Below are 26,170 nucleotides of genomic sequence, written 5' to 3'. Positions count from 1 at the left end.
AAAAAATCCATTCTAACAGAATTAGAATGGATTTTTTCACTTATAAATTTGCAACATCTTCTTCTTTTTTACTATTATTTAAAGCACTATGTTTTCGGCTATATAAGAAGTAAACCGCTATACCAATAACCATCCATATCCCAAAACTAATCCATGCTGTCCCCGATAATTGAAGCATTAAGTATAAACAGAAGATCACTGTTAATGCTGGTAAAAATGGTACAAGCGGAGCCTTAAATGCCCTTGGTAAGTCTGGATGTGTTCTTCTCATTACGATTACCGCAACAGCTACGAGTGCAAATGCTGACAATGTCCCCATATTTACAAGATGTGCTAAAACATTTAAATCTATTAATCCTGAAATCAGTGCCGCAATAATTCCCGTTGTCCATGTATTTAAAAATGGCGTTTTAAATTTCGGATGAACTTTAGCAAGACGTTTCGGCAGTAAACCATCTCGGCTCATCGCATAAGAAACACGAACTTGCCCATACATCATAACTAGCATTACTGTTGTAATCCCTGTAATTGCTCCTACTGAAATTACCCCCGCTAAACCATCTTGTCCAATAAATTGAAGTGCAAAAGCAACTGGATCTGATATATTTAGCTGTCCGTATGGAACAATTCCTGTCAAAATAAGCGAAACAACGATATAAAGAACTGTACAAATTAATAACGATGCAATAATACCAATTGGTAAATCACGTTGCGGACGTTTCACTTCTTCTGCCGCTGTTGAAACTGCATCAAATCCTATAAATGCGAAGAATACTGTAGCCGCTCCAGCCATTACACCATCTAAACCAAATGGCATAAAAGGCGTCCAGTTTTCAGGTTTCACATAATTAAAACCAGCAAAGATAAAAATAAGAACAACTGCTATTTTAATAAATACCATAATGTTATTTACTCGTGCACTTTCACGAACACCCCTAGATAAAAGAACTGTCATCACTAAAATAATTAGAACTGCAGGTAGATCAATTATTCCACCCTTACCTGTACCAGGAGCCGAGGAGAGAATAGTCGGAATATGAATTCCAAACCCCTTTAATAAAGATTGAAAATATGCAGACCAACCGTTCGCTACAGCAGATGTAGCAAGTAAATATTCCAGCATTAAGTCCCAGCCAATTAAAAATGCGAATACTTCCCCCATCGTCGCGTATGTATACGTATACACACTGCCCGAGACAGGAACTGAAGAAGCAAATTCAGCATAACAAAATGCAGCAAAGGCACAAGCTAGAGCGGCAATCGCAAATGATAATATAATAGCTGGCCCAGAATGTTTCGCTGCCACAACACCCGTTAGAACAAAAATACCAGTTCCAACAATTGCTCCGATTCCAAGCATAGTTAAATCTAGCGCGCCCAATGTTCTTGCTAACGTTTTTTGCTTACTTTCTTGCATTAACTTTGCAATTGGCTTCTTTTGAAAAATTTGCTTCATCTTTCACTCCTCCAAGTTTTAAATTTTCTGAAAATTTTTAATTCGCTTTTTTATTTTACTCATTACGCTTTTCCTAGTCAATACTTTTGTCGAAACAAGTAGAAATTCTTCTGAATATGCACAATCCTTATTATTCTTTCTATATATCTTCCCATTATTTTTTTGGTATTATTATACATGTCGATTCCGTGAAAAAGGCATGCCCCCTTATTGAGAGCATGCCTTTTTTACTTATTTCACAGTATATGAACCTTGTTCAATCCAGCTATACATATACTTTTCATCTTCTGTTTCATGTGCTTGTTTTACAATACGAAGCGGACGGAATGTGTCTATCATAACAGCTAATTCAAGCGTCTCTTTCTTCCCTATACTTGCCTCTGTTTTCCCCGGATGCGGTCCATGGGGAATCCCGCTCGGATGAAGTGTAATAGAACCTTCTTCCACACCTTTGCGACTCATAAAGTTTCCTTCTACATAGTAAAGAACTTCATCACTATTAACATTACTATGATAATATGGTGCCGGAATTGACTCTGGATGATAATCGTATAAACGTGGTACGAAAGAGCAAATAACAAAATTATGTCCTTCAAATGTTTGATGTACTGGCGGTGGCTGATGAATGCGCCCTGTAATTGGTTCAAAATCCTCTACATTAAATACCCACGGATATAAATAGCCATCCCATCCCACAACATCTAACGGGTGGTGTCCTAAAACATGTTTATGCATATAGCCTCTTGATTTTGTCATTACGACAAACTCGCCTTTTTCATCATATGTCTCTAATTTTTCTGGACCACGAAGATCTCTTTCACAAAACGGACTATGTTCTAACAATTGTCCGTATTCATTTCGATAACGACGCGGCGTTGTAATTTGGCTATTCGCCTCTACAACAAGAAACTTAGTCTCTCCTTCATCTGGAATAACACGATAAATCGTTCCAATTGGGATCGTTACATAGTCGCCTTTTCTATAGTGAATCGTTCCAAACATCGTTTCAATTTTCCCTGTTCCATAATGAACAAATAACATTTCGTCGCCATCACCATTACGATAGAAATAATCCATTTTTTCTGTTGGACTCACTACTCCAATTAATAAATCTTCATTTCCAAGTATGAAATTCCGTCCACTTATTGCATCACCACTTTTTTTACTTTCTTTCGTTCGAAAGTGGCGATGAGAAAGAGCAACATCCTCTTCATACTGCAACTGACAAGAATGCGATAATGCAGAATGACCTACTTCTGTTGGCATATAATGATGATACAAAATAGACTGCGTACCAGAAAAACCTTTTGTTCCCATTACCTGTTCACGATAAAGCGATCCATCTTTTTTACGAAATTGTACATGTCGTTTATGAGGTAGTTCTCCCATGTGACGATAAAACATGCCCATCACCCGCTTCCTTTTCTTTTTTGATCGTATTACGTAGTGTACCTAAACCAGTAATCGACAGTTCTACAACATCTCCATCTTGTAGCCACTCTTCTGTACCCAGTTCTAAAATACATCCTGTTCCTACTGTCCCAGAACCAATCACATCTCCTGGATATAACGTAACGTCCTCTGAAGCACGTTCAATCATTTCAGCAAATGTATAATAAATATCTTGGAAGTTTCCTTTTGATAATAGTTTTCCATTTACATGAGCAGTCATTTCTAAATTATATCGATCACCATTACGATAAACGTCTAATTCCTCTTTCGTAACAAGATGTGCTCCTAAAGAAGTTGCAAAGTCTTTTCCTTTCGCTGGACCGAGACCTACTTTCATTTCTGTTGCTTGTAAGTCTCTCGCACTCCAGTCGTTCATAATACAATAACCAAAAATATATTCCTCTGCTTGCTCACGAGAAATATTTCGCCCTTCTTTTCCCATTACGCAAGCAATCTCCAACTCATAATCAAGCTTTTTAGACTTTTTCGGACCAATTACAAAATCACCGGAACCAATTACAGCACGATGATTAGTAAAATAAAAAACCGGAATATCATACCATTCGGGCACAACATCTAATCCTCTTCGTCCGCGAGCTGTTTTTACATGTTGTTCAAATGCGTAAAAATCTCGAATACTACTCGGATTAGGAAGAGCAGCTGTCAATTGTACTTCTTCTAAAGCATATATACCCTTATTTGGATTCTTAATATTCCGCACTACTTCTACATACTCATCCGCTTTCTCTAAAAAAGCCATCATAGAAGAAGGGATTTTCCCTTCACTAGCAAGATTCATATCTATTACTTTGTCACCTTCAAGCCATCCAGCCCGTAGTTCTTTTGAAGGAAGACAAAATGTAACAAATTTCATCCTGATTCCTCCTTATAAAAATGAAATTTCCACCAGCAAAGGGACTTTTGCTGGTGGATATAAATCTTATAAGTTTCCGCGACGCTCTTGTTCTCTTTCAATTGATTCGAATAACGCTTTAAAGTTTCCTTCACCAAATCCACGAGAACCTTTACGTTGAATGATTTCAATAAATAAAGTCGGGCGATCTACAATTGGTTTCGTAAAGATTTGTAGTAAGTAACCTTCATCATCACGATCTACTAAAATCTTTAATTCTTTTAACTTATCAATTTCTTCATCGATTTTTCCAACTCGTGCAGTTAACTCATCATAATAAGTATCAGGTGTATCTAAAAACTCCACCCCATTTGCACGAAGCGCTTCAACTGTTTTAACAATATCACTTGTTAATAAAGCAAGATGTTGTACACCAGCTCCATTATAGAATTCTAGATACTCTTGAATTTGTGACTTTCTCTTTCCGTCTGCTGGTTCGTTAATAGGAAACTTAATACGACTTCCATTCGTCATAACTTTCGACATTAACGCCGAATACTCTGTACTAATATCGTCATCATCAAAATGAATCATTTGTTTAAAGCCCATAACATTCTCGTAATAACTAACCCACTCTTCCATTTTTTCAACATTACCAACTACATGATCAACAGCAATTAAACCAGACTCTTCAAATGGAATATTAAATTCTACCTTTTGGAATCCTGGCATAAATGCCCCTTTATAATTTTTACGCTCTACAAGCGTATGAATTGTATCACCATACGTACCAATAACTGCTTTTTTCAATGTACCGTCCTCATCTGTTAATTCCTGCGGTGGAGCAATTGCGACGGCACCACGTTTCACTGCTTCTGAGTATGCTTTATCAACATCATCAACAAGTAGTGCCACATCCTTCACGCCATCACCATGAGTCTTTACAAACTCTGCAATACGATTTTCACTACTTAAAGCTCCAGACACAACGAAACGCATATTTTTTTGCACAAGAACATAAGATACCTTTTCACGGTTTCCAGTTTCTAATCCAGAGTAAGCCACAATTTTGAATCCGAACGCTCTCGCAAGATAATAACTCGATTGCTTTGCATTCCCTACGTAAAATTCCAAATGATCTACATCACGTACTGGAAAAAAGTCCTCCATTTGTGCAGCTAGCGTATCCATAGATTTTTGTTTCATAATATCTTCATCCCCCTGTAAATAGATTAAATGGTCCATACTTAAAACCAACCGAAAACGCTTCCAACGTTAATTAATAGAAATTAGTTAGCAAGCTAACAAATTCTGACCTTTAAAATTTTCTATCTTTTCTGTCAAATTCCTCTTTTTTTCTTACATATAAAATTCGACTTTTTTCTCTTTGAAATAAAGCGGGATTTTATTCAGTGGATTTTTGATTATTCGTTGAATCAAGTTTCAACCGCAACGTTTAATTAGCCATGCATGCTGGATAATGAGGTAACTTTAATACTTGAGGGGATATAAGAAGAATATAAAAAAGACTCCAACATATTAACTACTTACTAATACGTTAGAGTCTTTATTTTTTTTGAATGATTGTATTTATATATCTCATACTAATACATTTGCAAGGAATAGAATAAATGATGTTAATATTACCGCTCCACCTAAGGATCCTAATAAATCTATTTTTGTTACTTGAAACACTTGTTCACTGTTCATATCCCTCATTCTCCTTCCTTTTTTGTTTGATTTAAAACTTCTATTATACTAATACACTTGATAAAAATACGATTAATGCTGTTAATACTACCGCTCCACTTGCTGATCCTACGAAGTCACCTTTTGTTACTTGTAATACTTGCTCTTTCATATCTTTCATTCTCCCTTCCTTTTCTTTTGTTACAAAGCTTCTATTATACTAATACGCTTGATAGAAATACGATTAACGCTGTTAATACTACTGCTCCACTTGCTGATCCTACGAAGTCACCTTTTGTTACTTGTAATACTTGCTCTTTCATATCTTTCATTCTCCCTTCCTTTTCTTTTGTTACAAAGCTTCTATTATACTAATACGCTTGATAGAAATACGATTAATGCTGTTAATACTACCGCTCCACTTGCTGATCCTACGAAATCACCTTTTGTTACTTGTAATACTTGCTCTTTCATATCATTTATCCTCCCTTTTTATAAGTTATCTATATGTAATTTCTAAGAAATGTTTATTTCATAGTTTTCATGTTAACGTTACATTAAATTTGATAACGTAACGTTTGTAACATTAATGTAACATAACTATTATTACGTTGCAATATAATTACGTAAAATTTATTACACTTTTTTTACGTTTTTTTATAATAACCCTCAAAAACCTTTATTTAATGCGTTTTTCACTTAGTTCACGTTTGTAACATTCGTGTAACATTACAGTCATAAAGTGAAATGTCGTCATATCCCTCTCTATTTTTGTTACAAATCGTTTATTTAGTGACACTAAACCTATCTAATCTTTACTTACTTTTAATATGAGATAAAATACCGTCTTTCCAAGATAAGTTTATATGTTTCCTCTATATAACTATGTATAATAAAAACAAAGAGGTGGTCATTTTGAAATTAATCGCATTAGATATGGATGGTACACTACTATCATCTAATCTTGAAATCTCCAAAGAAAACCTACAAGCAATCCAAACTGCACAAGAAGCTGGTCATATTGTAATGATCTGTTCTGGTCGTGCGAAAGAGGATGCTTTAAAGCTATTGGAAGAATATAAATTATCTCTTCCAGTCGGAGCAAGCAATGGGGCTATTGTTTATGTGGATGGAAAAGTAATTAACTCGCGTTGTATACAAAACGACAAAGTGTACAAACTTGCAAAATTACTAGAATCTGAAGGTTTCCCATATAAGCTATATACGAATAAAGGAGTTTATTCTCCATATACATGGCAAGATCAAGTGATGCAAGCATTCGAAGAAAATAAGCATGCGCTTGATGTTACATTAGAGGAACTTGAACGAATTACAGAAAAGCAAAAGAAATCGAACCTAATTACTGATTTCAAAAAAATAGAAGATGTTGTAAATAACCAAGAACTAGAAATATCTAAATTCTTCATTTTAACGTTTAATGCAGCGCATCGCGCACAACTATTAAGTATATTACAAGAAGATGCTGATATTATGGTTACAGCATCGGCTCCTACTAACTTAGAAATTATGGATAAGAATGGACATAAAGGAAACGGGATACAGCAGATGGCAGCTCATTTTAATATCCCTATTGAAGATACAGTTGCTATTGGTGATAATTTTAATGATGTACCGATGTTAGAAGTAGCAGGCTTATCTGTTGCAATGGGCAACGCTGAAGAAGATGTAAAAAAGCTATGTGATGTTGTAACACTAACAAACAATGAACATGGTGTTGCTCACGCAATCGAGCAATTTGTATTGAAACAAACTTCATCTATTAAATAAAAAAAGGACTCTTTCAATTTGAAAGAGTCCTTTTTTATACGTGATGACAAGCAACAAAATGCTCTGCACCAACATTATGGAATTCTGGTACTATTTTTTTACAAACATCCGTCGCAAATGGGCAACGTGTATGAAAACGACAGCCCGAAGGTGGATTTGCTGGACTTGGAATATCCCCTTCTAGTATAATTCGCTCTCGCTTCACTGTTGGATCTGGTATTGGAACAGCTGATAACAATGCTTTCGTATAAGGATGTAGCGGATTGGTAAATAACTCATCACGCGGTGCTGTCTCCACAATCGTACCTAAATACATAATTCCGATTTTCGTACATAAATGTTCTACTACACTTAAATCATGCGAAATGAATAAATAAGATAATCCCTTTTTCTCTTGTAACTCACTAAATAAATTAATAATTTGTGCTTGGATAGATACATCTAGTGCCGCCACAGGTTCATCAGCTACAATAAATTCCGGATTTAATACCATAGCTCTTGCGATTACGATACGCTGACGTTGTCCACCAGAAAACTCATGGGGATACCGGTCAATATGATAAGGAGCTAACCCACATAACTCCAATACTTCAATTACCTTTTCACGAACATTTTCTTTCGTCGCTAATCCGTGGGCCAACATTGGCTCTCCAAGCGCTTCTCCAATTCTCATTCTCGGATTTAATGAGCTAAATGGATCTTGGAAAACGAGCTGCATATTAGGGCGATGTTTTCTTAATTCATCCTTGGATAAAGAATGAACATCTTTCCCTTTAAACTTCACTTCTCCCTCCGTTTTTTGAACGAGGCGTAAAATTGTTTTTCCTATTGTTGTTTTTCCGCTCCCTGATTCGCCAACGAGACCAAACACTTCACCTTTATTAATAGTAAAACTTACTCCATCAACCGCTTTTACATGCCCAATTGTTCTACTAAATACGCCACCCTTAATTGGAAAATATGTCTTTAGATTTTTCACCTCTAATAATGGTTCACTCATTGTTCCGCACGCTCCTCATATAGCCAGCAAGCTACTTTATGATTTTCATCATTTACATTTAGATTTGGGGCTTCTTTTCCACATATTTCCATACAATGCTCACAACGCCCACTAAAGTAGCAAAACTCACCTAAACCAACTAAATTCGGAACTTGCCCTGGAATAGAATATAGTTTATCTATTCGTTTTCCCATTACTGGTTTTGATTTCAATAATCCTTTCGTATAAGGATGTTTTGGATTTTGGAATATCTCTAGTACTGGGGCTTCTTCAATAACTTTCCCGCCATACATAACGACAACATAATCAGCCATTTCCGCTACGACACCTAAGTCATGTGTAATTAATAAAATCGACGTTTTAAATTCTTCTTTCACTTGTCTTAGTAGATCCAATATTTGAGCCTGAATAGTAACATCAAGAGCTGTTGTTGGTTCATCCGCAATTAATAACTTAGGATTACAACTAAGTGCAACAGCAATCATAATACGTTGTAACATCCCGCCACTCAGTTCATGCGGATAAGAATGGACGATTTCATCAGCGCGGGCTATGCCAACTTTACGAATTAACTCAATTGCCTTCTTATATGCTTCATTTTTACTAAGTAATTCATGCTCCCTTAACGTTTCTACAATTTGCTCTCCTACAGTGAAGACGGGGTTTAGCGATGTCATCGGTTCTTGGAAAATCATCGCAATATCATTCCCTCGTAAACTACGAAGCTCTTTCTCTTTCATTCCTAAAAGACTTTTTCCTTCATATAAAATATCTCCACCTACTACACTGCCTGATTCAGCAATAAGTCCCATAACAGATAACGCCGTTACACTTTTTCCGCAACCAGATTCACCTACAACACAAACAGTTTCACCTTCTCGAACAGAAAAACTAACATGATTCACAGCTTTTACTGTCCCTTCTTCTGTCTGAAAGTGTGTTTGTAAATCTTTCAGCTCTATTACCGCTTTACTCATATCTCCTCACCTACCGTCTCATCTTTGGATCTAATGCATCACGAAGTGCATCACCAAGTAAATTAATTGATACAACTGTTATAAAGATTGCAAAACCAGGCGGAATCCATAACCATGGACGCTTTTGGAAATCGATTAATGAGTTAGCTGCGCTAATCATGTTCCCCCATGATGGTGTAGGTGGAACGACTCCGAGACCTAAGTAACTTAGTGCGGATTCTCCCAAAATAGAACCTGCAACACCTAATGTAGATACGACAATTAAAATGGGTAAAACATTAGGTATTAAGTGATATATAATTTTCCGGTAATCTTTTATTCCTAACACATCCGCAGCTTGCATAAATGCTTGCTCCCTAAGTGATAAAATTTGCCCTCTTACAAGGCGTGCAAGCCCTGGCCAACCTACTAAACTTAAAATAATCATAATGACATACAAACGATAATCAGACGGTACTTTCCACTCTGATAAAATCGCACCCATTATAATAAGTAACGGTAATCCTGGCATCGACATTAAAATATCTGCAAGTCGCATAATAATATTGTCCACAATACCACGATAAAAACCTGCAATCGCTCCTAATAAAGCTCCAAGTATAACCGATAAAACCATTGAAGCTAAACCAATGGTTAATGAAATACGTCCCGCTTGCATAAGCCTTGTTAAAATATCTCTTCCTAATTGATCTGTACCAAGCCAATGAGAAAAACTAGGTGGTTTGTTAATGAGCGCAACTTGTATTTTTCCTGATGCATATGGAGAAAAGAACGGACCGATAAAACAAAATAAAAACATAAAAATTAATGCATAAAACCCTACAAGTGCCATCTTATTTTTCTTTATCTTTTTAAAAGCTTGTCGCCATGGTGATGATTCATTTCTTCTCTTTTTTTCTTTTTTTTCTGTAATTACTGTAACAGTCTCCATTTCTTTCCCCCCCTTACTTCAACCGAATTCTTGGATCAACAACTGCATATACGATATCTGCTAAAAAGTTTGAAACGATTGTTAAACAAGAAAGAAACATCGTAAATGCCATCAATACTGTATAGTCACGGAAATTTAATGCTTCTAATTGAATATTACCAATCCCTGGCCAGTTAAAAATTTGTTCAATAATAATTGCCCCAGAAAACAATCCAGGTAATTCAAATGCTAATAACGTAATTGCCGGTAAAATTGCATTTTTTAATGCATGCTTATAAATAACCGTCTTCTCCTTCAAACCTTTCGCTCTTGCTGTTCGTATGTAATCTTGTCTTACAACCTCTAACATACTTGTTCTAAAATAACGAGTTAGCGAGCCGACCCCAAGAAGTGTCAAAATAAATACTGGTAAAATCATATGTTTTGCAACTTCTATCACGTAAGCAAATCCTGTTGAATTACTGCCAACATCAATCATTCCACCTATCGGTAATAACTTAAAGTCAACCGCAAACACCTTAATTAAAAACAAACCGATAAAGAATGAAGGGAATGACATTGCTGCAAAAACACCGATTGTTACAAGTTTATCGAATAAAGAATGTTGCTTCGTCGCCGAGAATACACCGATAATAAGTGCAATTAGCCAAATAAAAAACAATGCAATAATTGCTACACTAAAGGAATTCCAAATAAATTTATTTAATAATGACGTTACAGGCTCTTGATATTGAAGTGAGAAGCCAAAGTCCCCTTGCAATGCATTACCTAACCAATGAAAATAACGCTCAACAATTGGTTTGTTCAACCCATATAACTCCCTCAGTTCAGCTGCTCTTTCCGGTGTAATTTTCGGGTTTGAATCAATATAATCCCCAGGAAGAAGTGCGAACAGGACGAAGATAATAATTGATGTACCAAGCAGTGTAGGAATCATTTGTAACAACCTACGAACAATATATGTTTTCACCCTTTTTCTCTCCAATCTTATGCTTAAAATAGAAGAACATTTTTTCAAAGCGGCACATTACTAACCGAATGAAAAAATGTCTTCTACTTATACATTCTTATCGTTATTTTTCAAATGATAATACTGGTAAGTTTGCACTAATACTGTTGTACTTTTCAGGATCAATTCCTTTTATATTCCCGTTATAACCAGTAATTGTTCTACGGTAGTTTAATAGAATTACTGGTGGATCATCACTTAATTCTTTATACAATTCTTTATAAATAGGTTTACGCTTTTCGATATCTACAGTTTCAATACCTTTTTGAATTAGCTCATCTACTTTTGCATTCTTATAACCAAGACTAGTTTCATTTGCAGTAGACAAATATTCACCAGCTGTTTCACTCGGATCACTTGTAATCGGTGTCGAAACAGAAGCTAAATCATAATCCCCTTTGTTTACCTTAGAAAGCATCGTATTAAAGTCCATAAATTCAGGATTAAACTCTACACCTATTTCTTTATAATTCTCTTTCGCAATCGGAATTAATAAATCACTATCTTTAGCCGAACTTGGACCGAAATAAGAAAGTTTTAATTTTTGACCATCTTTTTCACGAATTCCATCCGAACCAACTTTCCACCCTGCTTCATCTAATAATTTTTTCGCTTTTTCTTTATCGTATTCGTATTTATTAACTCCTTCTTCCGTATAAGCCCAAGAAGTTGGATGAATTGGTACATTGGCTACTGTACCGTATCCTTTTAACGCTGTATCAACATATTTTTTGCGGTCTAATCCGTAAATAAGTGCTTGGCGAACCTTTTTATCCTTTAAGTAAGGCTTATTATTATTCATATAAATATAACTAAATGACGGTGCTGTTTCGATTTGGATATTGGCGAATTCTAAAGCCTTAGCCTGTTCAAGAACCTCATCACCAGTACCTAAGCCAGTATGGTCAACTTCTCCTGTTTGGAATAACTGAAGCTTCGTATCACCAGAAGTAATTTTATAAATGAAGTTTTGAATTTTTGGTTTACCCGCATAATAATTTTCGTTTGCTACAAAACGAACTTCTTGACCTGGAATATACTTTTCAAATTTATATGGACCCGCAGCTAATGGCTTTCCATATAAATCTTTTAAGTAATCTAAGCTTGTATTTTGCTTATAATCTTTTCCATAATAAGCTTTTGATAGTACTGTACCTCCTAAAACAAATATAGCTTGTGAATTCACTTTTTCAGTTGTAATTTTAATTGTTTGTGGATCAACAACTTGAATACCTTCAATTGAAGTTGCTTTTCCTTCCTTATATTCTTTACCACCTTTAACCGCATATTGAGAGATATCTACTTCACCTTCATATGCCTTATCATGTAAAAGCGTCAATGTGAAAGCTACATCATCCGCCGTTAATGGCGATCCATCACTAAATTTCAAATCTTTACGTAAATGGAATGTATATGTTAACTGATCAGAAGAAACGTCCCACTTCTCAGCTAATTCTGGAATTGGTTTCCCTTGTTTATCGGTTGATACGAGAGATGCAAAAATAACTGAAGTTACGTTTCCATCCCAACCATTTTGTTGGAAGTATGGCAAAAATACGCCGCCTGGCTTACTAATACCAACTACTAACGTATCTTTTCTATTCTTCGCTTTGTCTGGCACTTTCGTTTTATCTGTCGCAGCGATCTTTTCAATTTTCACATTTTTTAAATCCTGCTGTTTAACCGGCTCTGTAGAAGCCGCGTCCTCCTGTCCCCCACAAGCAGACAACACAAGCGAACTACTCATTAATACCGAAAATACACCAGCCCATTTTTTTGTCTTTTTCTTCATTGTCCCCACCCTAACTTTTTATGATTATACCCTCTGAACGAATTACCTTATGTATGCCTCCCACAGCAACATTTATAGCCAATCGGAAAAGTCGGTTTTAATCGTAAAAAAATAGATGTTTTTGAGGGGTAACAATCTTATTCCGACCTTTCCGGTAGACTTTATGGTTATTAGCTTATATCGTTCATTATGTTTTGTCAATTCTTTCTAAATAAATATTTTGAGAATTTTTCCAAAATTATCACTCTACATTTATACTTTAAGAAAACTCAGCTATAATTCGTATTAAAACTTAAAAATCTACTTCTATTCCTTCAGCATGAAACATAGAATACTAATAACCAATTACCAAAAAGGGGGCGAAAATATGGACAACCTATTCCAATACGTCCTGCACTACGTATTATTAACAATTATGATAGTCGGAGCGCTATTACTATTCCCGTTCTTCCCAAAGTTCGTCCTCTTTTTAGCTTTTTTTATCATGCTCGGGATCGCTATTATAATTTCAACGAGAGAAGATGCCACGCAAAAAGAGAGCAGAGTTCAGCGCGTAAAGCTGTAACTTTGCTCTCTTTTTGTTTTCATTCACTAGTCTCTGTTACACATATTTATTCCGCTATTTGCCGGGCAGTAAAACCCCCACTGATTAAAGTTTCACTTTATCTCTCGGGAAATAATTAGCCTTTGTTTTTGTAATTACTCCTATCGAAAAGCCACTAATGACATTTCTTTTTCACCTTATCATTTTCATATGTTTCACAAACTATGCAAATTGAGGAACACGGATTTATCTAAGTTACTGTTTCACGTGAAACACACCGCTTCATTTAATCTTTAAAGCAAAATATCATTATGAAAAAAGCCACTTCCTCCAACAAAACTGAAAGGAAGTGGCTTTCTACTCTTTACTCCACAATATTCTCTAACTCACTATATAACTTCGCTCGTAACAACTCTTTCATCGTTTTTTCCTCATATAATTTTTTAAGTCTTTCAACATCAGCTACATGTTCCATTTCACATTCTATTGCATATATATCTTCTTCTACATGCATTAACTCATTTTCAATCTCTTCAAGATTCCTAGCTTTTTTCTCTTTTACTGGAACCATTTCAACACTCTTTCTCCCTTGGCGTTTTTGCTTTATTACTTGCTTCTCAAGCTTTTCTTCCCATTTTTGACGAGCCCATGCATAGTTTCCTGCAAACTCAAATAATTTACATTCATCAATCCAGTACGTCTTTTCAAATAACTTATTTAAAAAATAACGATCATGTGAAACAGCTAGGATTGTTCCATTATATTGCTCAAGGGCTTCCTCTAAAACTTCCCTTGATTCAATATCAAGATGGTTTGTCGGCTCATCTAAAATTAGAAAATTGATGTCTTGATACATAAGTTGCGCAAGTCTTAATCTCATTTTTTCTCCACCACTAAGTTGCGTTACTTTCTTAAATACTGCTGGACCATAAAACAAAAACTTAGCTAATATATGTCTTGCTTCTCCCTCTGTTACAGCCACATTCTCTCTGAATGCTTCCAATACATTACTCTTCATATTTTCATATGCATGTTGTGATAAATAACCAATTTTGACACTACTACCAATTCGAATTTCACCAACGTCTGGATTTATTTCTTCTAATAGTAGTTTTAATAATGTAGTCTTTCCTGTACCATTACGACCAACGATAGCAGCACGCTCTTGAAAACGAACATGTAAATTCGCTTGTTCAAATAAAGATCGGCCAGCAAAACCTTTACTCACTTCTTTCATTACAACAACATCTTTTCCGCTTCTCTCTTGCCCTTCAAACTGAAGACCCATCTGTTTTCTTTCTAAAATCGGCCTCTTTAATTTCTCTATACGCTCTAACGCACGTTCCATATTCCTCGCTCTTTTATGCAATCCTTCATTCGGAGGATTCGCTTGATTTGCCCATTCACGTAGGCGCTTAATTGCTTCTTTCATTTTCTTTATTTTCTTTTGCTGCTCTTGATAAGCTTGAAACTCTTGAAGTAATCTTTCTTCCTTCTCCTCAACGAACTGAGAATAATTCGTATGGTACACGTGAATCTCTCCATCTTCCAGATCAAAAATTTTCGTTACAACTTCATCAAGGAAATAGCGATCGTGTGAAATAACCATAACTGTTCCATTATATTCTTTTAAAAATTTCTCTAACCATTCAACTGCAAACAAATCTAAATGATTTGTTGGTTCATCTAATAGAAGTAAATCTGGTTTCTGCAATAGCATATATGCAAGGCTTACTTTCGTCTGTTCTCCTCCACTTAATTCCGTAAATACTCTTGGAAATAAGTCTGTTACTTGTAAGCCATTTGCTACCTTCATTATATTTGCCTCTATTTCATAACCACCGAGAAATGCAAATTTTTCTTGAATTATTCCGTACCTCTCCATTAGCTTTTGCAAAGAAGATTGTTCCTGCTCCTCCGCCATATTTTTTTCTAGAGCATGCATTTCTTTTTCTAATTCCTTTTCTACTTTAAAAGCGGAACTCAATACATCATATACAGTCATGAACTCATCAAACTTCGGAATTTGTGCGACATGACCAATACGTGTACCTTTCTTCATATGGATGGCTCCTGCATCCAAACTCTCCATTCCCGTCAGAAGCCCAAAGATTGTTGTCTTCCCACTACCGTTACGACCAACTAACCCAACACGTTCACCATTCTTTATTTCAAGCGATATATTTTCAAATATGATGTTTCCACCAAAAGATTTCGTTACATTATTTACACTACAAATAGTCATTTTCCGTACTCCTTTCAATATAAAAAACCATGAGAAAGAAACATTCCCCATGGTTTTCGGCATAGAAAAAGGAAGCCAAATAGCTCCCTTTTCACACGTTTATTAAAAATGGGTGAAGAGATTTCTATCGTTCAATAGTCACTATGCAATTGTTAAAAAAGGGCATACGTATCCCGTTAACAACTACATCATGAAAAATCGCACGACAAAAATAGATAAAATCTAAAAATTTGGCACGCGCAGCTAAAGAACGTTTCATCTCATTCACCCCTTTCGTACGGAATTTAATACTTACTTCTTTATTATACTTTCCAATTTCATGTTTGAATAGTCATTTTTCTGAAAATAATGAAGATAGACTAAACATTTCAATAAGTGACATCAAATCTTACAAAACTGTTATGTTCACGTAATGGAAAGCGATAGTACAAAAAGATGCCTCCCTATACAATAAAGATGTAAACAAGCGAGACAAACAAAAGGAGGAAACAAACATGATAAAAGAAATCGTAAAAGCAATCTTTGAGGTATTAGTGAACGGACAAGCAGTTGTAAAAGAACTAAATGAACTATAAAAAGGAGTGAAGAAATATGATGAACATGGTGAAAATGATTTTACACGCTTTAGTCGATGCAAAAGCAGTTAGCCAAGAATTAAACCAACAATAAAAAGGGGTATATGAATATGAAGAAAGCCATTATTATAATTGCAAGCACAGCAATTACCTTATACACAATAAAAAAGAGAAAAAAGAAAAATAATGAAAATGTTCTATATTATCCATACACGCTATTAGAGAAAAAATAAAAGACAAGGTACCCTATCGTAATGAGGATATCTTGTCTTTTATTTTTCCCCTATTCCTTTAGAGGATTTCCTTCTCCTTTTCCCGAATGTATTAAGCGGGATTTTTACACATATTTTAAAGGGGCATATATACAAATGGATACACAACAACTATATTTTTTAAACGATATCGGTAAACAAAAACCAGAAAGTATTCGGAATAGAAGCGCTGCATGTCCATTTTGCGATAAAGAACAATTAACGGATATTTTAGCAACTGATGGTTCTATTATTTGGTTAAAAAATAAATTTCCTACATTACAAGATACATTTCAAACAGTGTTAATCGAAACCGATAATTGCGAAGATCATATCGCAACATATACAAAAGAACATATGAGAAAATTACTGCAATTTTCTATTCAACATTGGTTACACTTACAGAAGAACGAAGAGTTCGCATCTGTGATTTTATATAAAAATCACGGTCCATTTTCAGGTGGAAGTTTGCATCATGCACACATGCAAATTATCGGAATGAAATATGTAGATTATCTTGAAAATATTGAAGAAGAAAATTTCCAAGGGTTAATTGTTCAAAAAAATGAACGCATTGAGCTTAATATTTCAGAGCGTCCCATTATTGGCTTCACTGAATTCAATATAATCATTGATAATATTTCATATATAGATGAAATGGCAAATTACATTCAGCAAACTGTACGTTACATACTGACAGATTTCCATAAAGGATGCAGTAGTTATAACTTATTCTTCTATTACTTAAATGGAAAAATTATTTGTAAAGTTGTACCTAGATTTGTCGTTTCACCATTGTATGTAGGATATAAAATACCGCAAGTTTCTACAAAACTAGAAGAGGTGAAAATACAACTCACGCAGTATTTCACGAAAGAAAAGAATGAAATTATTCATAAAAAAACAGAGTAGGTATAGAAAACCTACTCTTTTATTACACCTTTATTTCGATAGTACACATCTTCTAATCCGATGTTATACTTCATGTTATTATCCGTCCACTCTGGCCCTAAATTCCCTGGCCATCCAGATGTATTCGCTATATATTTCAGTAATGCAAAATCAGTCAAACCTTTTTGCACCCCACGCTTATATCCTTTCATTAAATGCGGCATTGCAATTTGCGCATTTGTACGTGGATCTTTCAGCTCATCATCAGTTAAATGCTCTGGTGCAAGCCCGCCGCCGCGGTGTAGTTGAAACAATCCGAATGAAGTTCCATTATCTCCAACACTTCTTGGATTTAATCGACTTTCATGCTCGGCAATTGCAAGAGGTATCCATTCTGGAAGATTTACTTTCTTCGCTTCCTCTATAATGATTTGTTTCATCTGTTTTGCTTCTTCTGAATCAACATAGCTTGTTCCATTCACTAGCTTATCCATTCCTTCAGACTTTCCTTGGAAATATAAATATACTCCAAGAACAACTAAAAATCCTACAAAGAATTTCTTCACTACCTCTACCTCTTTCTCCGCTGAAATTTGTCCCCTTTCAGCCTTCCCTTTACAATTACCTACATTCTATTACTCTTTTATCATAGCAAATAACTATACATATTATCATCATGCTTTAGACCGATTTTGTGAAAAAACAGCTGGTAAATACGTGCAAAAATGTAACTTTCATAGACTATAACGCATTTATTGTATATAATTGTAAACTGAACTCTATATATAGAATAGGAGCATACAAAATGAAAAAATGCCTAACACTCTTGTTCAGCATTTTACTACTCATCCCTACCTACACCTCTGCACAAACATCATCAAAACCAAAAGTACTTGTTTTGTATAGTACACAAGACGATAAATTTTCAAATAATGTCCAAATCCTTAATACTCAATTAGGACATTTTACAAATGATATAACCGTAAAAAACTTAAAAGAAGCAACTTCAATTAATAACGTATCCTCCTATACACATATTGTTTATATCGGTGAAACAAAAGAAGCGTTTTCTGATGAAACGAAACAATTTCTAGAAAACTTCTCCGGCCCTGTATTAGTATTAGGACAAAATGTTGAACAATTATCTAAGCGTTTTTCTTTCATTACTTTGAATAGTGATGATATACGAGTTAATAAAATTGAATATCCAGACAAGAAGCTAAAAAATACCTTAGAGGAGGAACGATTAATTCAATCATTTGATACGAATGGAACTGTGCTTGCTAACGCCTTAAGCTCAAATAACACTAACCCACTAATCGTTCAGCATGAAACATCTTATTATGTTGCAACACCTAACCTCTTTGACTGGATGTCTCATTACGTCGGTGAAATGTTATTTTCTTATTTCAGCCAAAAACCAACGAAAAATAAAGTTGAAGCTTATTTACGCCTTGAGGATGTTCACCCCGCAGCAGATATAAATCAATTGAAAGAAATTGCTGAATTACTAAAAGAGAAAAAGATGCCTTACATGATTACTGTTATTCCGGTATATAAAGATCCAGATACAGGAAAGATAATACATTTAAAAGATAAACCAGAACTAGTTAATCTTTTACGCTCTATGCAAGATGATGGTGCAGCAATTATTATGCATGGTTATACTCACCAATTTTATGACAGTGAAACAGGTGAAGGCTTTGAATTTTGGGATGTAAAAACAGATCAACCAATTCGCCAACCGAAGCATGAAAAACCGAAGACAAAAGATGACTTTCCAAATATAGAGTCATATAACCAATATGTAAAAAAAGGGGAAGAATTCGAGGAAAAATATACGAAAGATCATATCGAAAAAGGAATTCAAGAACTTGTAGATGCTAAACTATATCCTGTTGCCTTTGAAGCACCTCATTACACGATGTCTCAAAAAGGATATGAAATATTATCAAGGTACTTTTCAACTTATGTAGGACAGCTACAGTTAAATGATACAACTTGGAAATCCATGCACTCACCATACTATACAAGTACTCCATCATTTTTACATGAAATGAAACTATTGCCTGAAACAGTCGGATTTATTGAAGAAGATACGCCACAAACTACTGCTAAAATGAAAGAGCGTGCTCTATCTGTTTCTAAATTATCCGATGGAGTTATTGGTGCATTCTATCATCCTTACTTAGGTGCGAAACCATTAAAAGAAGTGTTAAAGGATCTAGAAAGTATTCCAAATATAGAATGGATTGATTTACAAAAGGAAAAGAATGAAGTAAAAATGAAAGATATTCATATTACGACGAATAAAGACGGCATTCACGTTGAAAAACCAACCAGTGCGAATGACATAATTGATTATATAAAGCAATATGGCTTCTTCCTTATGCTAGGGTTCGTTATCATTGTCTTTCTTTTATTATTAAAACGTGCGAAAAAATTAGAATCCTAATACAAAACCACCGAGCGGAACGCTTGGTGGTTTTTTGTCCTATATCAAACCGTGGCATTTTATTAAATAAATTCAACTTTTACTTTTTCCGTTACATGATTAAAACTATAATTCTCTTATCCTTTCAAATAAAATCGACTTGTATTTTCATATATTGTTTCTGCGACCTTATCAATGGATATGTTTTTTATAGAACTAATTTCCTTTAATACCTCTCGAATCATTCTTGGGTGCGTTATAACATCTTCTTGAAATTCCCACGGACCATCTGTTTCTACCATCATATATTCAAGCGGATAATACGAAACGATTTTTCTAATCTTCTCCTTATGTAAAACATCCGGTGTAATCGAAATATAATAACCATTTCTCATCATCCGTTTCATTGTTTCATCGCTTCCTTTAAACCAATGAAAGTGTGCACGTGAAACTTTATATTTCTCTAGCAAATCACATACAATGTCAACATCTTCATAAACTGCGTGTAATACAATCGGCAAATTATACTTACTAGCTAGTTCTATAAATTTTTTCAATACAGCTATGTATGGATCTGCAGCAATTCTTTCATCTTCTTTTCTCAAATAATAGGGCAAACCTACTTCACCAATCGCAACAATTTCCTCTGCGTTCTGTTCAATAAGTTGATAAATCTGTTCACACTCTCCTTTATGAATCTGTTGCTCTGGATGAAACCCTATCGCTGGATATATAAAGGGATACTTCTTCGCTAAAGATAACGTTTCCTTACAAGATTGATAATTCATAGATACTGCAATAAGCCCCTTTATTTCCTTACTATTTTCCACCTCTTTCAGCAATCTGCTCTTCTCTTCATCCTTATATTGATCAACATGTATATGACTATCAATCCATTTCATCTTTATGCCCCCATAAAAAAAACAAGAAAGGACTTCCTTTCTTGTTTTAGCATCTATATTATTTAACAATTAAGTTTGTTATGATATCAAATAATCCAATACACACTACGGCAACAGTAAAGTAGCTACAGAAATCTTTAATTGGTAACTTCACTACTTCTTCTTTACGCATCCCATTCTTCTCCCTTCTTACTAGATCCCTAATTATTTTTCTATCTGTATCTATTATGCAAAAAATATGACAAATTTACTATCGAATTAACTTACGTAAACCTTACAATGTTGTAAGGTTTAAAAAAGGATCCCCATCTTTATTCAGATGAGGATTATTAAAAATTAGTTGGTTTTTCATTCTTCATTACAAACAGAAAGTAATACATTGAGACTTTCTAGTTACACTATATGAAAATTACTATCTTTTAACTATCGAATTACATTACAGAAGGCTTACATGTTTGTAAGTTATGTGTAATGTAATTCGATAGTTCCCCTTACTTATATTTCGTACAATAAAGTTAGAAAGTAAGCCAAATAAGAAGAACACTCACATAACCAAATTACATTGCTAGTAGCTACTCTTCTTATACCTTTCACCCATGCTACTACAATGTACCCCCTTCCCCTTTATATAATAAAAAAGCCTTAGTCTATATGGACTAAGGCTTTTTTGTTAATCTCAAAAATACCCTTACCCAGTATTTTTATTTTCGACAAAAAATAGCCGGGGGTATATTTCACTATCTCATCGTTAAAAGTTTGCTCTTCGCATTTATAGGAATATTTGCAACCTCAATCTCTTCAATCGATTCACCGTAACGTCCTTTTGCAAAAACCTTTAATGCTTCATCTCTCTTTAACATATGCTTAACCGTTTTCTTTATTTTCTGCTCTCTACCACGTTCATCGAATGCAATAAATTCATATTCATACCACTCATCACCAATATGCTGACCAATTGTATTCACAACCGTATAGTATTCTTTCGTCTTATAAAATGGATTATATTTATCGATAACTGGTCCAAGTTTCGTAGGCAGTAACATTACTACTATCACTATCATCGCTATTATAGTAGTGATCATTTTTTTCTTCATAATAAACATTCCTCCTCTGCAGGATATATATACATCCATTTTAAAAAGGGGGAATAAAATCTACTATTGAATCTCATTACATTACACTTACATTTTTGTAAGAATTAAAAAAGGTGAACGAATTTACTCGTTCACCTTTTAGCTTGCTTTAAAGCCACCGCCAAGTACATCACGTACATCATGTATAACAACGAAAGCATCTTCATCTACCCGGCTAATAACTTGTTTTAACTTAACAAGCTCTTGTTTATTAATAACAACATATAAAACTTCTTTATTTTTACCAGTATATCCGCCGCGCCCTTCTAATACAGTAACACCGCGTGTCATATTTTTCGTAATAGCTTCACGAATTAAATCTGGTTGATTCGAAATAATCGTAACAGCCGTTTTTGTGTCCATTCCTTCTACAATGAAATCAATCACCTTCGCTCCAATGAACACAGCCACAAGTGTATACATCGCCTTTTCTTGCCCTATTATAAATACAGAACCAGCAATTACAACAATATCAATAATTAGTACGCCTTTACCTACACTCCAACCTAAATATTGATTTGCTAACTGAGCTAAGATTGCTGATCCTCCCGATGTACCTCCGGCTTTGAACATACAACCTAATCCAATTCCCACAAATAAACCAGCAAATAAAGCTGCTAATAATGTATCACTATTTACATGATACTCAATATGTTCTGTAACGTATAAAAACAAAGATGTTTCTACAATCCCTAAAATTGTATAAATCATTGTTTTCTTATCAAAAAATTTATAACCAACAGCTAGTAAAATTGCATTTATAGCAAAGTTCACAATTCCTGGTGACCAATCAAATAAGTAGTACGTAACAACCGTTAAACCAATAATTCCACCTTCCGATAAACGGTTTGGAATTGCAAAGTAATTAATACCAATTGCGAATAATAATGAACCAATTGTAATTAGTGTTATTTCCTTTATACGTTGATTAACCATAGTTCATACCCTCCCCCCATTTGACATTGTATCACTATCTCCTAGAGGTTTAGAAGTGGTTTTTATTCCGCATTTTCCCTCTTGAAAATTGAAATATTATGTTTAAACAGAGGGTTGATTAATTATTCATATTTGCTCTAACTGCACGGACAAATCGCTCCACATTCCCTTTCTGAATATACTTAGCGCGAATGGTTTCATGACTACAAGTAAATTCAAAATACGGATGAAAATCTATGCTATCTATATACAAATATGAATACTCTTTAAATGTTGAAGAATAGTACGGAAATTTCCCGTAAAAAAGGAGACGTCTAGTAGTGGCAACAAAAACCCCATGTTGATACGATAATATAAAATTATCCTTCTCAAATATCCCTACCACAAAAGCCAGAATCTTTTCATCATCATCTACATACTTTTTCATACTCGATAAAAGTTCATTCATGCATATTCCTCCAAATTCTATTCACTGCATTAACACTTGAAAAGAATCCATGGATTATTACAGACCGGTTTAACTCCTTTATAAAGTATGAAACGCGTTTCCTGTCAAAGATATTTCAAAAAAATAATCCGTTATGCGATTATACACATAACGGATTACGATTAAACTGTAGAGCGTTCCACAAGTTCGTATGGAATTTCCAGCTTTTCTTGTTCAGAACTCTCGTCATTCACTTTTCTATGCAACATTTCAAAAGCAGTTTTCCCTATCTCCTTTAAATTTTGATCAATAGTTGTCAATTGTAACACTTGCGAGATAGGTTGATTATCAAAGCCAATAATCGCTAAATCCTCAGGAACTTGAATCCCTAATTTTTCAACCTCTGTCATAACCCCAATCGCAACTTCATCACCTGCTACTATTAATGCTTCAGGAAGATCCTGCATCTCTTTTAACTTATGAGCCACTTTTACACCATCTTCTAGTGTAAAACATTCTGTAAAAATCCATTCTTCATTAACCTCTTCGTCTATAGATTGCAATTGCTGTTTATAAACATCAAAACGCTTTTGACTACTCGGCCCTAATTTTCTTCCCGTACAATAACCAATTTTTTTATAACCTTTCTCAATCAAATAATCCATTCCTAATTGAAAGGCCGCTGAATGATTCGTATATACACTTGAGATGTTTGAAATATCATTGTCTTCACAAGCAATTATTGCGCCGTAAGAAGCATACGGTTCTATCGTTTCCCAATCATTTGCACGTGAACAAATAATAAGACCATCCAATTGTTTTGTTTTTAACATATGTAAACTTTTCATTTCTTCTTTTTTATTATAATTCGTTTGGCAAAGTAGCACCCTGTAATTATGCGCTAACGCAGTCTCCATCATTCCGCTCACCATCGCATCAAAACACGGATGATTAATATACGGTAAAATCACACCAACAATATTCGTTTTTCCTTTTGATAAATGAACAGCATTTGCGTTTTGCGAGTAATTCAATTTCTCAACTATCTCTATAACCGCTTTTCTTTTTTCTTCACTTACATATGGGTGATCATTCAACACTCTCGAAACAGTCGTAACTGAAACTCCCGCCATCTTTGCAATATCTTTAATATTAGCCATACACTCACCTCTACCTTTAACTTAATGAATCTCATGAACATATGTCAAATCTTCTTATCATTACACCTTCATTCGTTTCTCTTACAAAAGTGTAATTTTTCTGTAAGCTAATTCGATAGTGACTTTCCGCAACATTTCATACAATTAAGTCAGAAACAAGGTAACAACTATTTGAAAAGGAGCGGATTAATATGATGAACAAAATAAAAACGAACAATTTCTTACATACAATGGGCATGGTATTTTCCGCTCTTATCGACGCAAAAGCTGTTGCTTCTACATTAAACAAGTAAGGAGAATGTATTATGAATAACATCACTTTTAACAAATTAGATTTTTTAGGACTAGCTAGTGGCTCGATTCTTCTTACTGCTTTTATTTACGCCGCTACGCTTGTATAACTTTGTGTCCCCTTTCCCCTTTATTATAAATAGTAATAGAAAAGACGACCGTCTATGCCCGGTCGTCTTTTCTTATTTTTGATTTGATTGCAAAGCTTCTTTTAACTCCTCAAACTTCTCATTTAATTGATCCGTCATCATTTTCATAGCGGTTTTTCGATCTATTTGTTCTCCAGCCTCAATTTGAATTGGATCTCCAAAAATCAATTGTGCCTTTTTCCCCTTTATTAATTCTTTTACACTTGATGGACCAACATAAGCTGCTGGTACTAACGGAACATTGGAACGCATCGCAATTGTCACAGCACCCGCTTTTAATGAAACATCTTCCGCTGATCTTGTTCCACTCGGAAAAATCCCTACTACCTTTCCTTCTTTTAATAAACGTGATGGAATTTTAAGTGTACTTGGTCCTGGATTCGCACGATCTACAGGGAATGCATTTACATTTTTAAAGAACCAATTTTTGAATTTCCCTTCAAATAATTCTTTTTTGGCCATGTAATGAATTTGAGTTGGATACATCCCTGTAGCTAACATTAATACATCCATAAAACTTGTATGTGTACATGCAACAACATAGGGTCCACCTTCTGGTAGCTTTTCTCTTCCTTGTACTTCTACTTTCCCAGCTGTTTTAAATATATATTTCAACAAAAATGTAATTGGTTTATACATTTATTTCGTTCCTTTCTAAACATCCGAAGTATAATCATATTCTTATAATAATTATAACACTAAGTTTTAGGAGTTGATAATAAAATTAAGGATGAATTGTTAAATTTCAATTCTTACAAAAGTGTAATTTTCTTGTAAGCTAATTCGATAGTTACTTCTTACTATATTTCATACAATTAAGTCAGAAACAGGGCAACAATTATTCGAAAAGGAGTGGATCAATATGATGAACAAAATGAAAACGAACAATTTCTTAAATACAATGGGCATGGTATTATCGGCTCTTTTCGATGCAAAAGCTGTTGCTTCTGCATTAAACAAGTAAGGAGAATGTATTATGAATAACATTACTTTTAACAAATTAGATTTTTTAGGATTAGCTAGCGGCTCTCTTCTTCTTACTGCTTTCATTTACGCTGCTACGCTTGTATAACTTTGTGTCCCCTTTCCCCTTTATATAGAAAAAGACGACCGTCTATGCCCGGTCGTCTTTTTAATTTTTTCTTTCTTTCAATTCTTTTAAAAGCTGTATCAGCTCAGCTTGTTGTTTTATCTTTTTACGACCATTTCGATTAATTGCTGCAAGCTCACAGGCAACTCCGACGGCGAAGAAAAACAATAAACTTTCTAACATGTGAAATCCTCC

The 26,170-nt window shown here is 34.6% G+C and carries 30 protein-coding genes; 7 read left to right on the top strand and 23 right to left on the bottom strand.

Annotation, left to right across the window (positions count from 1 at the left end; translation table 11 throughout):
- Positions 1-40 precede the first annotated feature (40 nt).
- The 8 genes from MR112_RS26640 to MR112_RS26605 form a co-directional block, all read right to left on the bottom strand.
- On the bottom strand, positions 41-1,456 hold the full coding sequence (locus MR112_RS26640) for a branched-chain amino acid transporter BcaP (RefSeq protein WP_000809361.1): 1,416 nt from the start codon (positions 1,454-1,456) through the stop codon (positions 41-43).
- A 231-nt stretch (positions 1,457-1,687) separates the two neighbouring features.
- Positions 1,688-2,860 (bottom strand): homogentisate 1,2-dioxygenase, encoded by a 1,173-nt coding sequence (locus tag MR112_RS26635; protein ID WP_013141710.1) that lies wholly within the window; start codon positions 2,858-2,860, stop codon positions 1,688-1,690.
- Positions 2,826-3,782: a fumarylacetoacetate hydrolase family protein gene (locus tag MR112_RS26630; protein ID WP_000673988.1), complete on the bottom strand. Its 957-nt coding sequence runs from the start codon at positions 3,780-3,782 to the stop codon at positions 2,826-2,828. The genes MR112_RS26635 and MR112_RS26630 overlap by 35 nt, the downstream gene beginning before the upstream one ends.
- Before the next feature lie 66 nt (positions 3,783-3,848).
- Positions 3,849-4,967 carry a 4-hydroxyphenylpyruvate dioxygenase gene (gene hppD / locus MR112_RS26625; RefSeq protein WP_000810922.1) on the bottom strand — a complete coding sequence of 373 codons (1,119 nt, stop codon included), beginning with the start codon at positions 4,965-4,967 and terminating at the stop codon, positions 3,849-3,851.
- A gap of 393 nt (positions 4,968-5,360) precedes the next feature.
- Positions 5,361-5,471 (bottom strand): DUF3948 family protein, encoded by a 111-nt coding sequence (locus MR112_RS26620; RefSeq protein WP_001083689.1) that lies wholly within the window; start codon positions 5,469-5,471, stop codon positions 5,361-5,363.
- Positions 5,472-5,514: 43 nt separating this feature from the next.
- Complete coding sequence (locus MR112_RS26615; protein WP_000654250.1) at positions 5,515-5,631, bottom strand: DUF3948 family protein; 117 nt, start codon at positions 5,629-5,631, stop codon at positions 5,515-5,517.
- A 34-nt stretch (positions 5,632-5,665) separates the two neighbouring features.
- Entirely contained in the window at positions 5,666-5,782 is a 117-nt protein-coding gene (locus tag MR112_RS26610) for a DUF3948 family protein (protein ID WP_000654250.1), read from the bottom strand.
- A 34-nt stretch (positions 5,783-5,816) separates the two neighbouring features.
- Positions 5,817-5,924, bottom strand: a complete 108-nt coding sequence (locus MR112_RS26605; RefSeq protein ID WP_000664237.1) for a DUF3948 family protein — start codon at positions 5,922-5,924, stop codon at positions 5,817-5,819.
- 441 nt (positions 5,925-6,365) lie between these two features.
- On the opposite strand from MR112_RS26605, the gene MR112_RS26600 reads away from it, so the two are divergent.
- Complete coding sequence (locus MR112_RS26600; RefSeq protein ID WP_000766420.1) at positions 6,366-7,238, top strand: Cof-type HAD-IIB family hydrolase; 873 nt, start codon at positions 6,366-6,368, stop codon at positions 7,236-7,238.
- 34 nt (positions 7,239-7,272) lie between these two features.
- Here MR112_RS26600 and MR112_RS26595 read toward each other — a convergent pair whose 3' ends face one another.
- The 5 genes from MR112_RS26595 to MR112_RS26575 all read right to left on the bottom strand — a co-directional run bounded on the left by MR112_RS26595 (position 7,273) and on the right by MR112_RS26575 (position 12,947).
- Complete coding sequence (locus MR112_RS26595) at positions 7,273-8,238, bottom strand: ABC transporter ATP-binding protein (protein WP_088344232.1); 966 nt, start codon at positions 8,236-8,238, stop codon at positions 7,273-7,275.
- Positions 8,235-9,215 carry an ABC transporter ATP-binding protein gene (locus MR112_RS26590; RefSeq protein ID WP_173601048.1) on the bottom strand — a complete coding sequence of 327 codons (981 nt, stop codon included), beginning with the start codon at positions 9,213-9,215 and terminating at the stop codon, positions 8,235-8,237. The genes MR112_RS26595 and MR112_RS26590 overlap by 4 nt, the downstream gene beginning before the upstream one ends.
- Positions 9,216-9,225: 10 nt before the next feature.
- Positions 9,226-10,146: an oligopeptide ABC transporter permease gene (gene opp4C / locus MR112_RS26585; protein WP_000451077.1), complete on the bottom strand. Its 921-nt coding sequence runs from the start codon at positions 10,144-10,146 to the stop codon at positions 9,226-9,228.
- Between the two features lie 13 nt (positions 10,147-10,159).
- Positions 10,160-11,116, bottom strand: a complete 957-nt coding sequence (locus MR112_RS26580) for an ABC transporter permease (RefSeq protein WP_000860748.1) — start codon at positions 11,114-11,116, stop codon at positions 10,160-10,162.
- A 103-nt stretch (positions 11,117-11,219) separates the two neighbouring features.
- A complete protein-coding gene (locus tag MR112_RS26575; protein WP_000730692.1) occupies positions 11,220-12,947 on the bottom strand; it encodes an ABC transporter substrate-binding protein in 1,728 nt (575 codons plus the stop codon).
- Positions 12,948-13,314: 367 nt separating this feature from the next.
- On the opposite strand from MR112_RS26575, the gene MR112_RS26570 reads away from it, so the two are divergent.
- Positions 13,315-13,512: a hypothetical protein gene (locus MR112_RS26570; protein ID WP_000369254.1), complete on the top strand. Its 198-nt coding sequence runs from the start codon at positions 13,315-13,317 to the stop codon at positions 13,510-13,512.
- A 343-nt stretch (positions 13,513-13,855) separates the two neighbouring features.
- On the opposite strand, the gene abc-f is transcribed toward MR112_RS26570, so the two are convergent.
- The gene (gene abc-f / locus MR112_RS26565) at positions 13,856-15,736 is read right to left on the bottom strand and encodes a ribosomal protection-like ABC-F family protein (protein WP_242245695.1); all 1,881 of its coding nucleotides are present in this window, start codon (positions 15,734-15,736) and stop codon (positions 13,856-13,858) included.
- A gap of 124 nt (positions 15,737-15,860) precedes the next feature.
- The gene (locus MR112_RS28845; protein WP_000830643.1) at positions 15,861-15,995 is read right to left on the bottom strand and encodes an RAxF-45 family protein; all 135 of its coding nucleotides are present in this window, start codon (positions 15,993-15,995) and stop codon (positions 15,861-15,863) included.
- A 420-nt stretch (positions 15,996-16,415) separates the two neighbouring features.
- Between MR112_RS28845 and MR112_RS26555 the strand changes: the two genes are divergently transcribed.
- Positions 16,416-16,544 carry a hypothetical protein gene (locus MR112_RS26555; RefSeq protein ID WP_002023099.1) on the top strand — a complete coding sequence of 43 codons (129 nt, stop codon included), beginning with the start codon at positions 16,416-16,418 and terminating at the stop codon, positions 16,542-16,544.
- Between the two features lie 135 nt (positions 16,545-16,679).
- The gene (locus tag MR112_RS26550) at positions 16,680-17,474 is read left to right on the top strand and encodes a DUF4931 domain-containing protein (protein ID WP_025710407.1); all 795 of its coding nucleotides are present in this window, start codon (positions 16,680-16,682) and stop codon (positions 17,472-17,474) included.
- A gap of 11 nt (positions 17,475-17,485) precedes the next feature.
- Here the strand turns inward: MR112_RS26550 and MR112_RS26545 are convergent, their stop codons facing one another.
- Positions 17,486-18,019, bottom strand: coding sequence for a transglycosylase SLT domain-containing protein (locus tag MR112_RS26545; protein ID WP_000713249.1), 534 nt, complete (start codon positions 18,017-18,019; stop codon positions 17,486-17,488).
- Between the two features lie 239 nt (positions 18,020-18,258).
- On the opposite strand from MR112_RS26545, the gene MR112_RS26540 reads away from it, so the two are divergent.
- Positions 18,259-19,908, top strand: a complete 1,650-nt coding sequence (locus tag MR112_RS26540; protein ID WP_242245692.1) for a DUF2334 domain-containing protein — start codon at positions 18,259-18,261, stop codon at positions 19,906-19,908.
- A 116-nt stretch (positions 19,909-20,024) separates the two neighbouring features.
- On the opposite strand, the gene MR112_RS26535 is transcribed toward MR112_RS26540, so the two are convergent.
- From MR112_RS26535 to MR112_RS26515, 5 genes are all read right to left on the bottom strand, one after another.
- Positions 20,025-20,789: a TatD family hydrolase gene (locus tag MR112_RS26535; RefSeq protein ID WP_242245687.1), complete on the bottom strand. Its 765-nt coding sequence runs from the start codon at positions 20,787-20,789 to the stop codon at positions 20,025-20,027.
- 737 nt (positions 20,790-21,526) lie between these two features.
- A complete protein-coding gene (locus MR112_RS26530) occupies positions 21,527-21,883 on the bottom strand; it encodes a YxeA family protein (protein ID WP_000728422.1) in 357 nt (118 codons plus the stop codon).
- Between the two features lie 138 nt (positions 21,884-22,021).
- Positions 22,022-22,858, bottom strand: coding sequence for a YitT family protein (locus tag MR112_RS26525; protein ID WP_000248045.1), 837 nt, complete (start codon positions 22,856-22,858; stop codon positions 22,022-22,024).
- A gap of 118 nt (positions 22,859-22,976) precedes the next feature.
- On the bottom strand, positions 22,977-23,306 hold the full coding sequence (locus tag MR112_RS26520) for a PH domain-containing protein (protein WP_001004246.1): 330 nt from the start codon (positions 23,304-23,306) through the stop codon (positions 22,977-22,979).
- A gap of 161 nt (positions 23,307-23,467) precedes the next feature.
- Complete coding sequence (locus tag MR112_RS26515; RefSeq protein ID WP_001273903.1) at positions 23,468-24,445, bottom strand: LacI family DNA-binding transcriptional regulator; 978 nt, start codon at positions 24,443-24,445, stop codon at positions 23,468-23,470.
- A 305-nt stretch (positions 24,446-24,750) separates the two neighbouring features.
- Here MR112_RS26515 and MR112_RS26510 point away from each other — a divergent pair, with 305 nt between their 5' ends.
- On the top strand, positions 24,751-24,846 hold the full coding sequence (locus MR112_RS26510) for a DUF3948 family protein (RefSeq protein ID WP_001059999.1): 96 nt from the start codon (positions 24,751-24,753) through the stop codon (positions 24,844-24,846).
- A 72-nt stretch (positions 24,847-24,918) separates the two neighbouring features.
- Here MR112_RS26510 and MR112_RS26505 read toward each other — a convergent pair whose 3' ends face one another.
- Positions 24,919-25,524: a lysophospholipid acyltransferase family protein gene (locus tag MR112_RS26505; protein WP_000277778.1), complete on the bottom strand. Its 606-nt coding sequence runs from the start codon at positions 25,522-25,524 to the stop codon at positions 24,919-24,921.
- 337 nt (positions 25,525-25,861) lie between these two features.
- On the opposite strand from MR112_RS26505, the gene MR112_RS26500 reads away from it, so the two are divergent.
- Positions 25,862-25,957 carry a DUF3948 family protein gene (locus tag MR112_RS26500; RefSeq protein ID WP_001060007.1) on the top strand — a complete coding sequence of 32 codons (96 nt, stop codon included), beginning with the start codon at positions 25,862-25,864 and terminating at the stop codon, positions 25,955-25,957.
- 60 nt (positions 25,958-26,017) lie between these two features.
- On the opposite strand, the gene MR112_RS26495 is transcribed toward MR112_RS26500, so the two are convergent.
- Positions 26,018-26,158, bottom strand: coding sequence for a YrzO family protein (locus MR112_RS26495; protein ID WP_000894065.1), 141 nt, complete (start codon positions 26,156-26,158; stop codon positions 26,018-26,020).
- Positions 26,159-26,170 lie beyond the last annotated feature (12 nt).

Origin of the sequence: Bacillus cereus group sp. BfR-BA-01330 (assembly GCF_022663885.1) — a bacterium.
In the GTDB taxonomy this organism is placed as follows: Bacteria; Bacillota; Bacilli; order Bacillales; family Bacillaceae_G; genus Bacillus_A; species Bacillus_A cereus.
The sequence above is the reverse complement of the archived record's forward strand: the minus strand, read 5'-3'. Positions and strand labels throughout refer to the sequence as shown.

What these genes read in the sequence shown, in the direction of transcription:
- MR112_RS26640 (WP_000809361.1), bottom strand. Translation starts at nt 1,456, where the DNA reads ATGAAGCAAATTTTTCAAAAGAAGCCAATTGCAAAGTTAATGCAAGAA.
- MR112_RS26510 (WP_001059999.1), top strand. Translation starts at nt 24,751, where the DNA reads ATGAATAACATCACTTTTAACAAATTAGATTTTTTAGGACTAGCTAGT.
- MR112_RS26515 (WP_001273903.1), bottom strand. Translation starts at nt 24,445, where the DNA reads ATGGCTAATATTAAAGATATTGCAAAGATGGCGGGAGTTTCAGTTACG.
- MR112_RS26635 (WP_013141710.1), bottom strand. Translation starts at nt 2,860, where the DNA reads ATGTTTTATCGTCACATGGGAGAACTACCTCATAAACGACATGTACAA.
- MR112_RS26570 (WP_000369254.1), top strand. Translation starts at nt 13,315, where the DNA reads ATGGACAACCTATTCCAATACGTCCTGCACTACGTATTATTAACAATT.
- MR112_RS26620 (WP_001083689.1), bottom strand. Translation starts at nt 5,471, where the DNA reads ATGAACAGTGAACAAGTGTTTCAAGTAACAAAAATAGATTTATTAGGA.
- MR112_RS28845 (WP_000830643.1), bottom strand. Translation starts at nt 15,995, where the DNA reads ATGAAACGTTCTTTAGCTGCGCGTGCCAAATTTTTAGATTTTATCTAT.
- MR112_RS26575 (WP_000730692.1), bottom strand. Translation starts at nt 12,947, where the DNA reads ATGAAGAAAAAGACAAAAAAATGGGCTGGTGTATTTTCGGTATTAATG.
- opp4C (WP_000451077.1), bottom strand. Translation starts at nt 10,146, where the DNA reads ATGGAGACTGTTACAGTAATTACAGAAAAAAAAGAAAAAAAGAGAAGA.
- MR112_RS26540 (WP_242245692.1), top strand. Translation starts at nt 18,259, where the DNA reads ATGAAAAAATGCCTAACACTCTTGTTCAGCATTTTACTACTCATCCCT.
- MR112_RS26525 (WP_000248045.1), bottom strand. Translation starts at nt 22,858, where the DNA reads ATGGTTAATCAACGTATAAAGGAAATAACACTAATTACAATTGGTTCA.
- hppD (WP_000810922.1), bottom strand. Translation starts at nt 4,967, where the DNA reads ATGAAACAAAAATCTATGGATACGCTAGCTGCACAAATGGAGGACTTT.
- MR112_RS26630 (WP_000673988.1), bottom strand. Translation starts at nt 3,782, where the DNA reads ATGAAATTTGTTACATTTTGTCTTCCTTCAAAAGAACTACGGGCTGGA.
- MR112_RS26520 (WP_001004246.1), bottom strand. Translation starts at nt 23,306, where the DNA reads ATGAATGAACTTTTATCGAGTATGAAAAAGTATGTAGATGATGATGAA.
- MR112_RS26530 (WP_000728422.1), bottom strand. Translation starts at nt 21,883, where the DNA reads ATGAAGAAAAAAATGATCACTACTATAATAGCGATGATAGTGATAGTA.
- MR112_RS26550 (WP_025710407.1), top strand. Translation starts at nt 16,680, where the DNA reads ATGGATACACAACAACTATATTTTTTAAACGATATCGGTAAACAAAAA.
- MR112_RS26605 (WP_000664237.1), bottom strand. Translation starts at nt 5,924, where the DNA reads ATGAAAGAGCAAGTATTACAAGTAACAAAAGGTGATTTCGTAGGATCA.
- MR112_RS26555 (WP_002023099.1), top strand. Translation starts at nt 16,416, where the DNA reads ATGAATATGAAGAAAGCCATTATTATAATTGCAAGCACAGCAATTACC.
- MR112_RS26500 (WP_001060007.1), top strand. Translation starts at nt 25,862, where the DNA reads ATGAATAACATTACTTTTAACAAATTAGATTTTTTAGGATTAGCTAGC.
- MR112_RS26505 (WP_000277778.1), bottom strand. Translation starts at nt 25,524, where the DNA reads ATGTATAAACCAATTACATTTTTGTTGAAATATATATTTAAAACAGCT.
- MR112_RS26610 (WP_000654250.1), bottom strand. Translation starts at nt 5,782, where the DNA reads ATGAAAGATATGAAAGAGCAAGTATTACAAGTAACAAAAGGTGACTTC.
- MR112_RS26615 (WP_000654250.1), bottom strand. Translation starts at nt 5,631, where the DNA reads ATGAAAGATATGAAAGAGCAAGTATTACAAGTAACAAAAGGTGACTTC.
- MR112_RS26495 (WP_000894065.1), bottom strand. Translation starts at nt 26,158, where the DNA reads ATGTTAGAAAGTTTATTGTTTTTCTTCGCCGTCGGAGTTGCCTGTGAG.
- MR112_RS26595 (WP_088344232.1), bottom strand. Translation starts at nt 8,238, where the DNA reads ATGAGTGAACCATTATTAGAGGTGAAAAATCTAAAGACATATTTTCCA.
- MR112_RS26535 (WP_242245687.1), bottom strand. Translation starts at nt 20,789, where the DNA reads ATGAAATGGATTGATAGTCATATACATGTTGATCAATATAAGGATGAA.
- abc-f (WP_242245695.1), bottom strand. Translation starts at nt 15,736, where the DNA reads ATGACTATTTGTAGTGTAAATAATGTAACGAAATCTTTTGGTGGAAAC.
- MR112_RS26590 (WP_173601048.1), bottom strand. Translation starts at nt 9,215, where the DNA reads ATGAGTAAAGCGGTAATAGAGCTGAAAGATTTACAAACACACTTTCAG.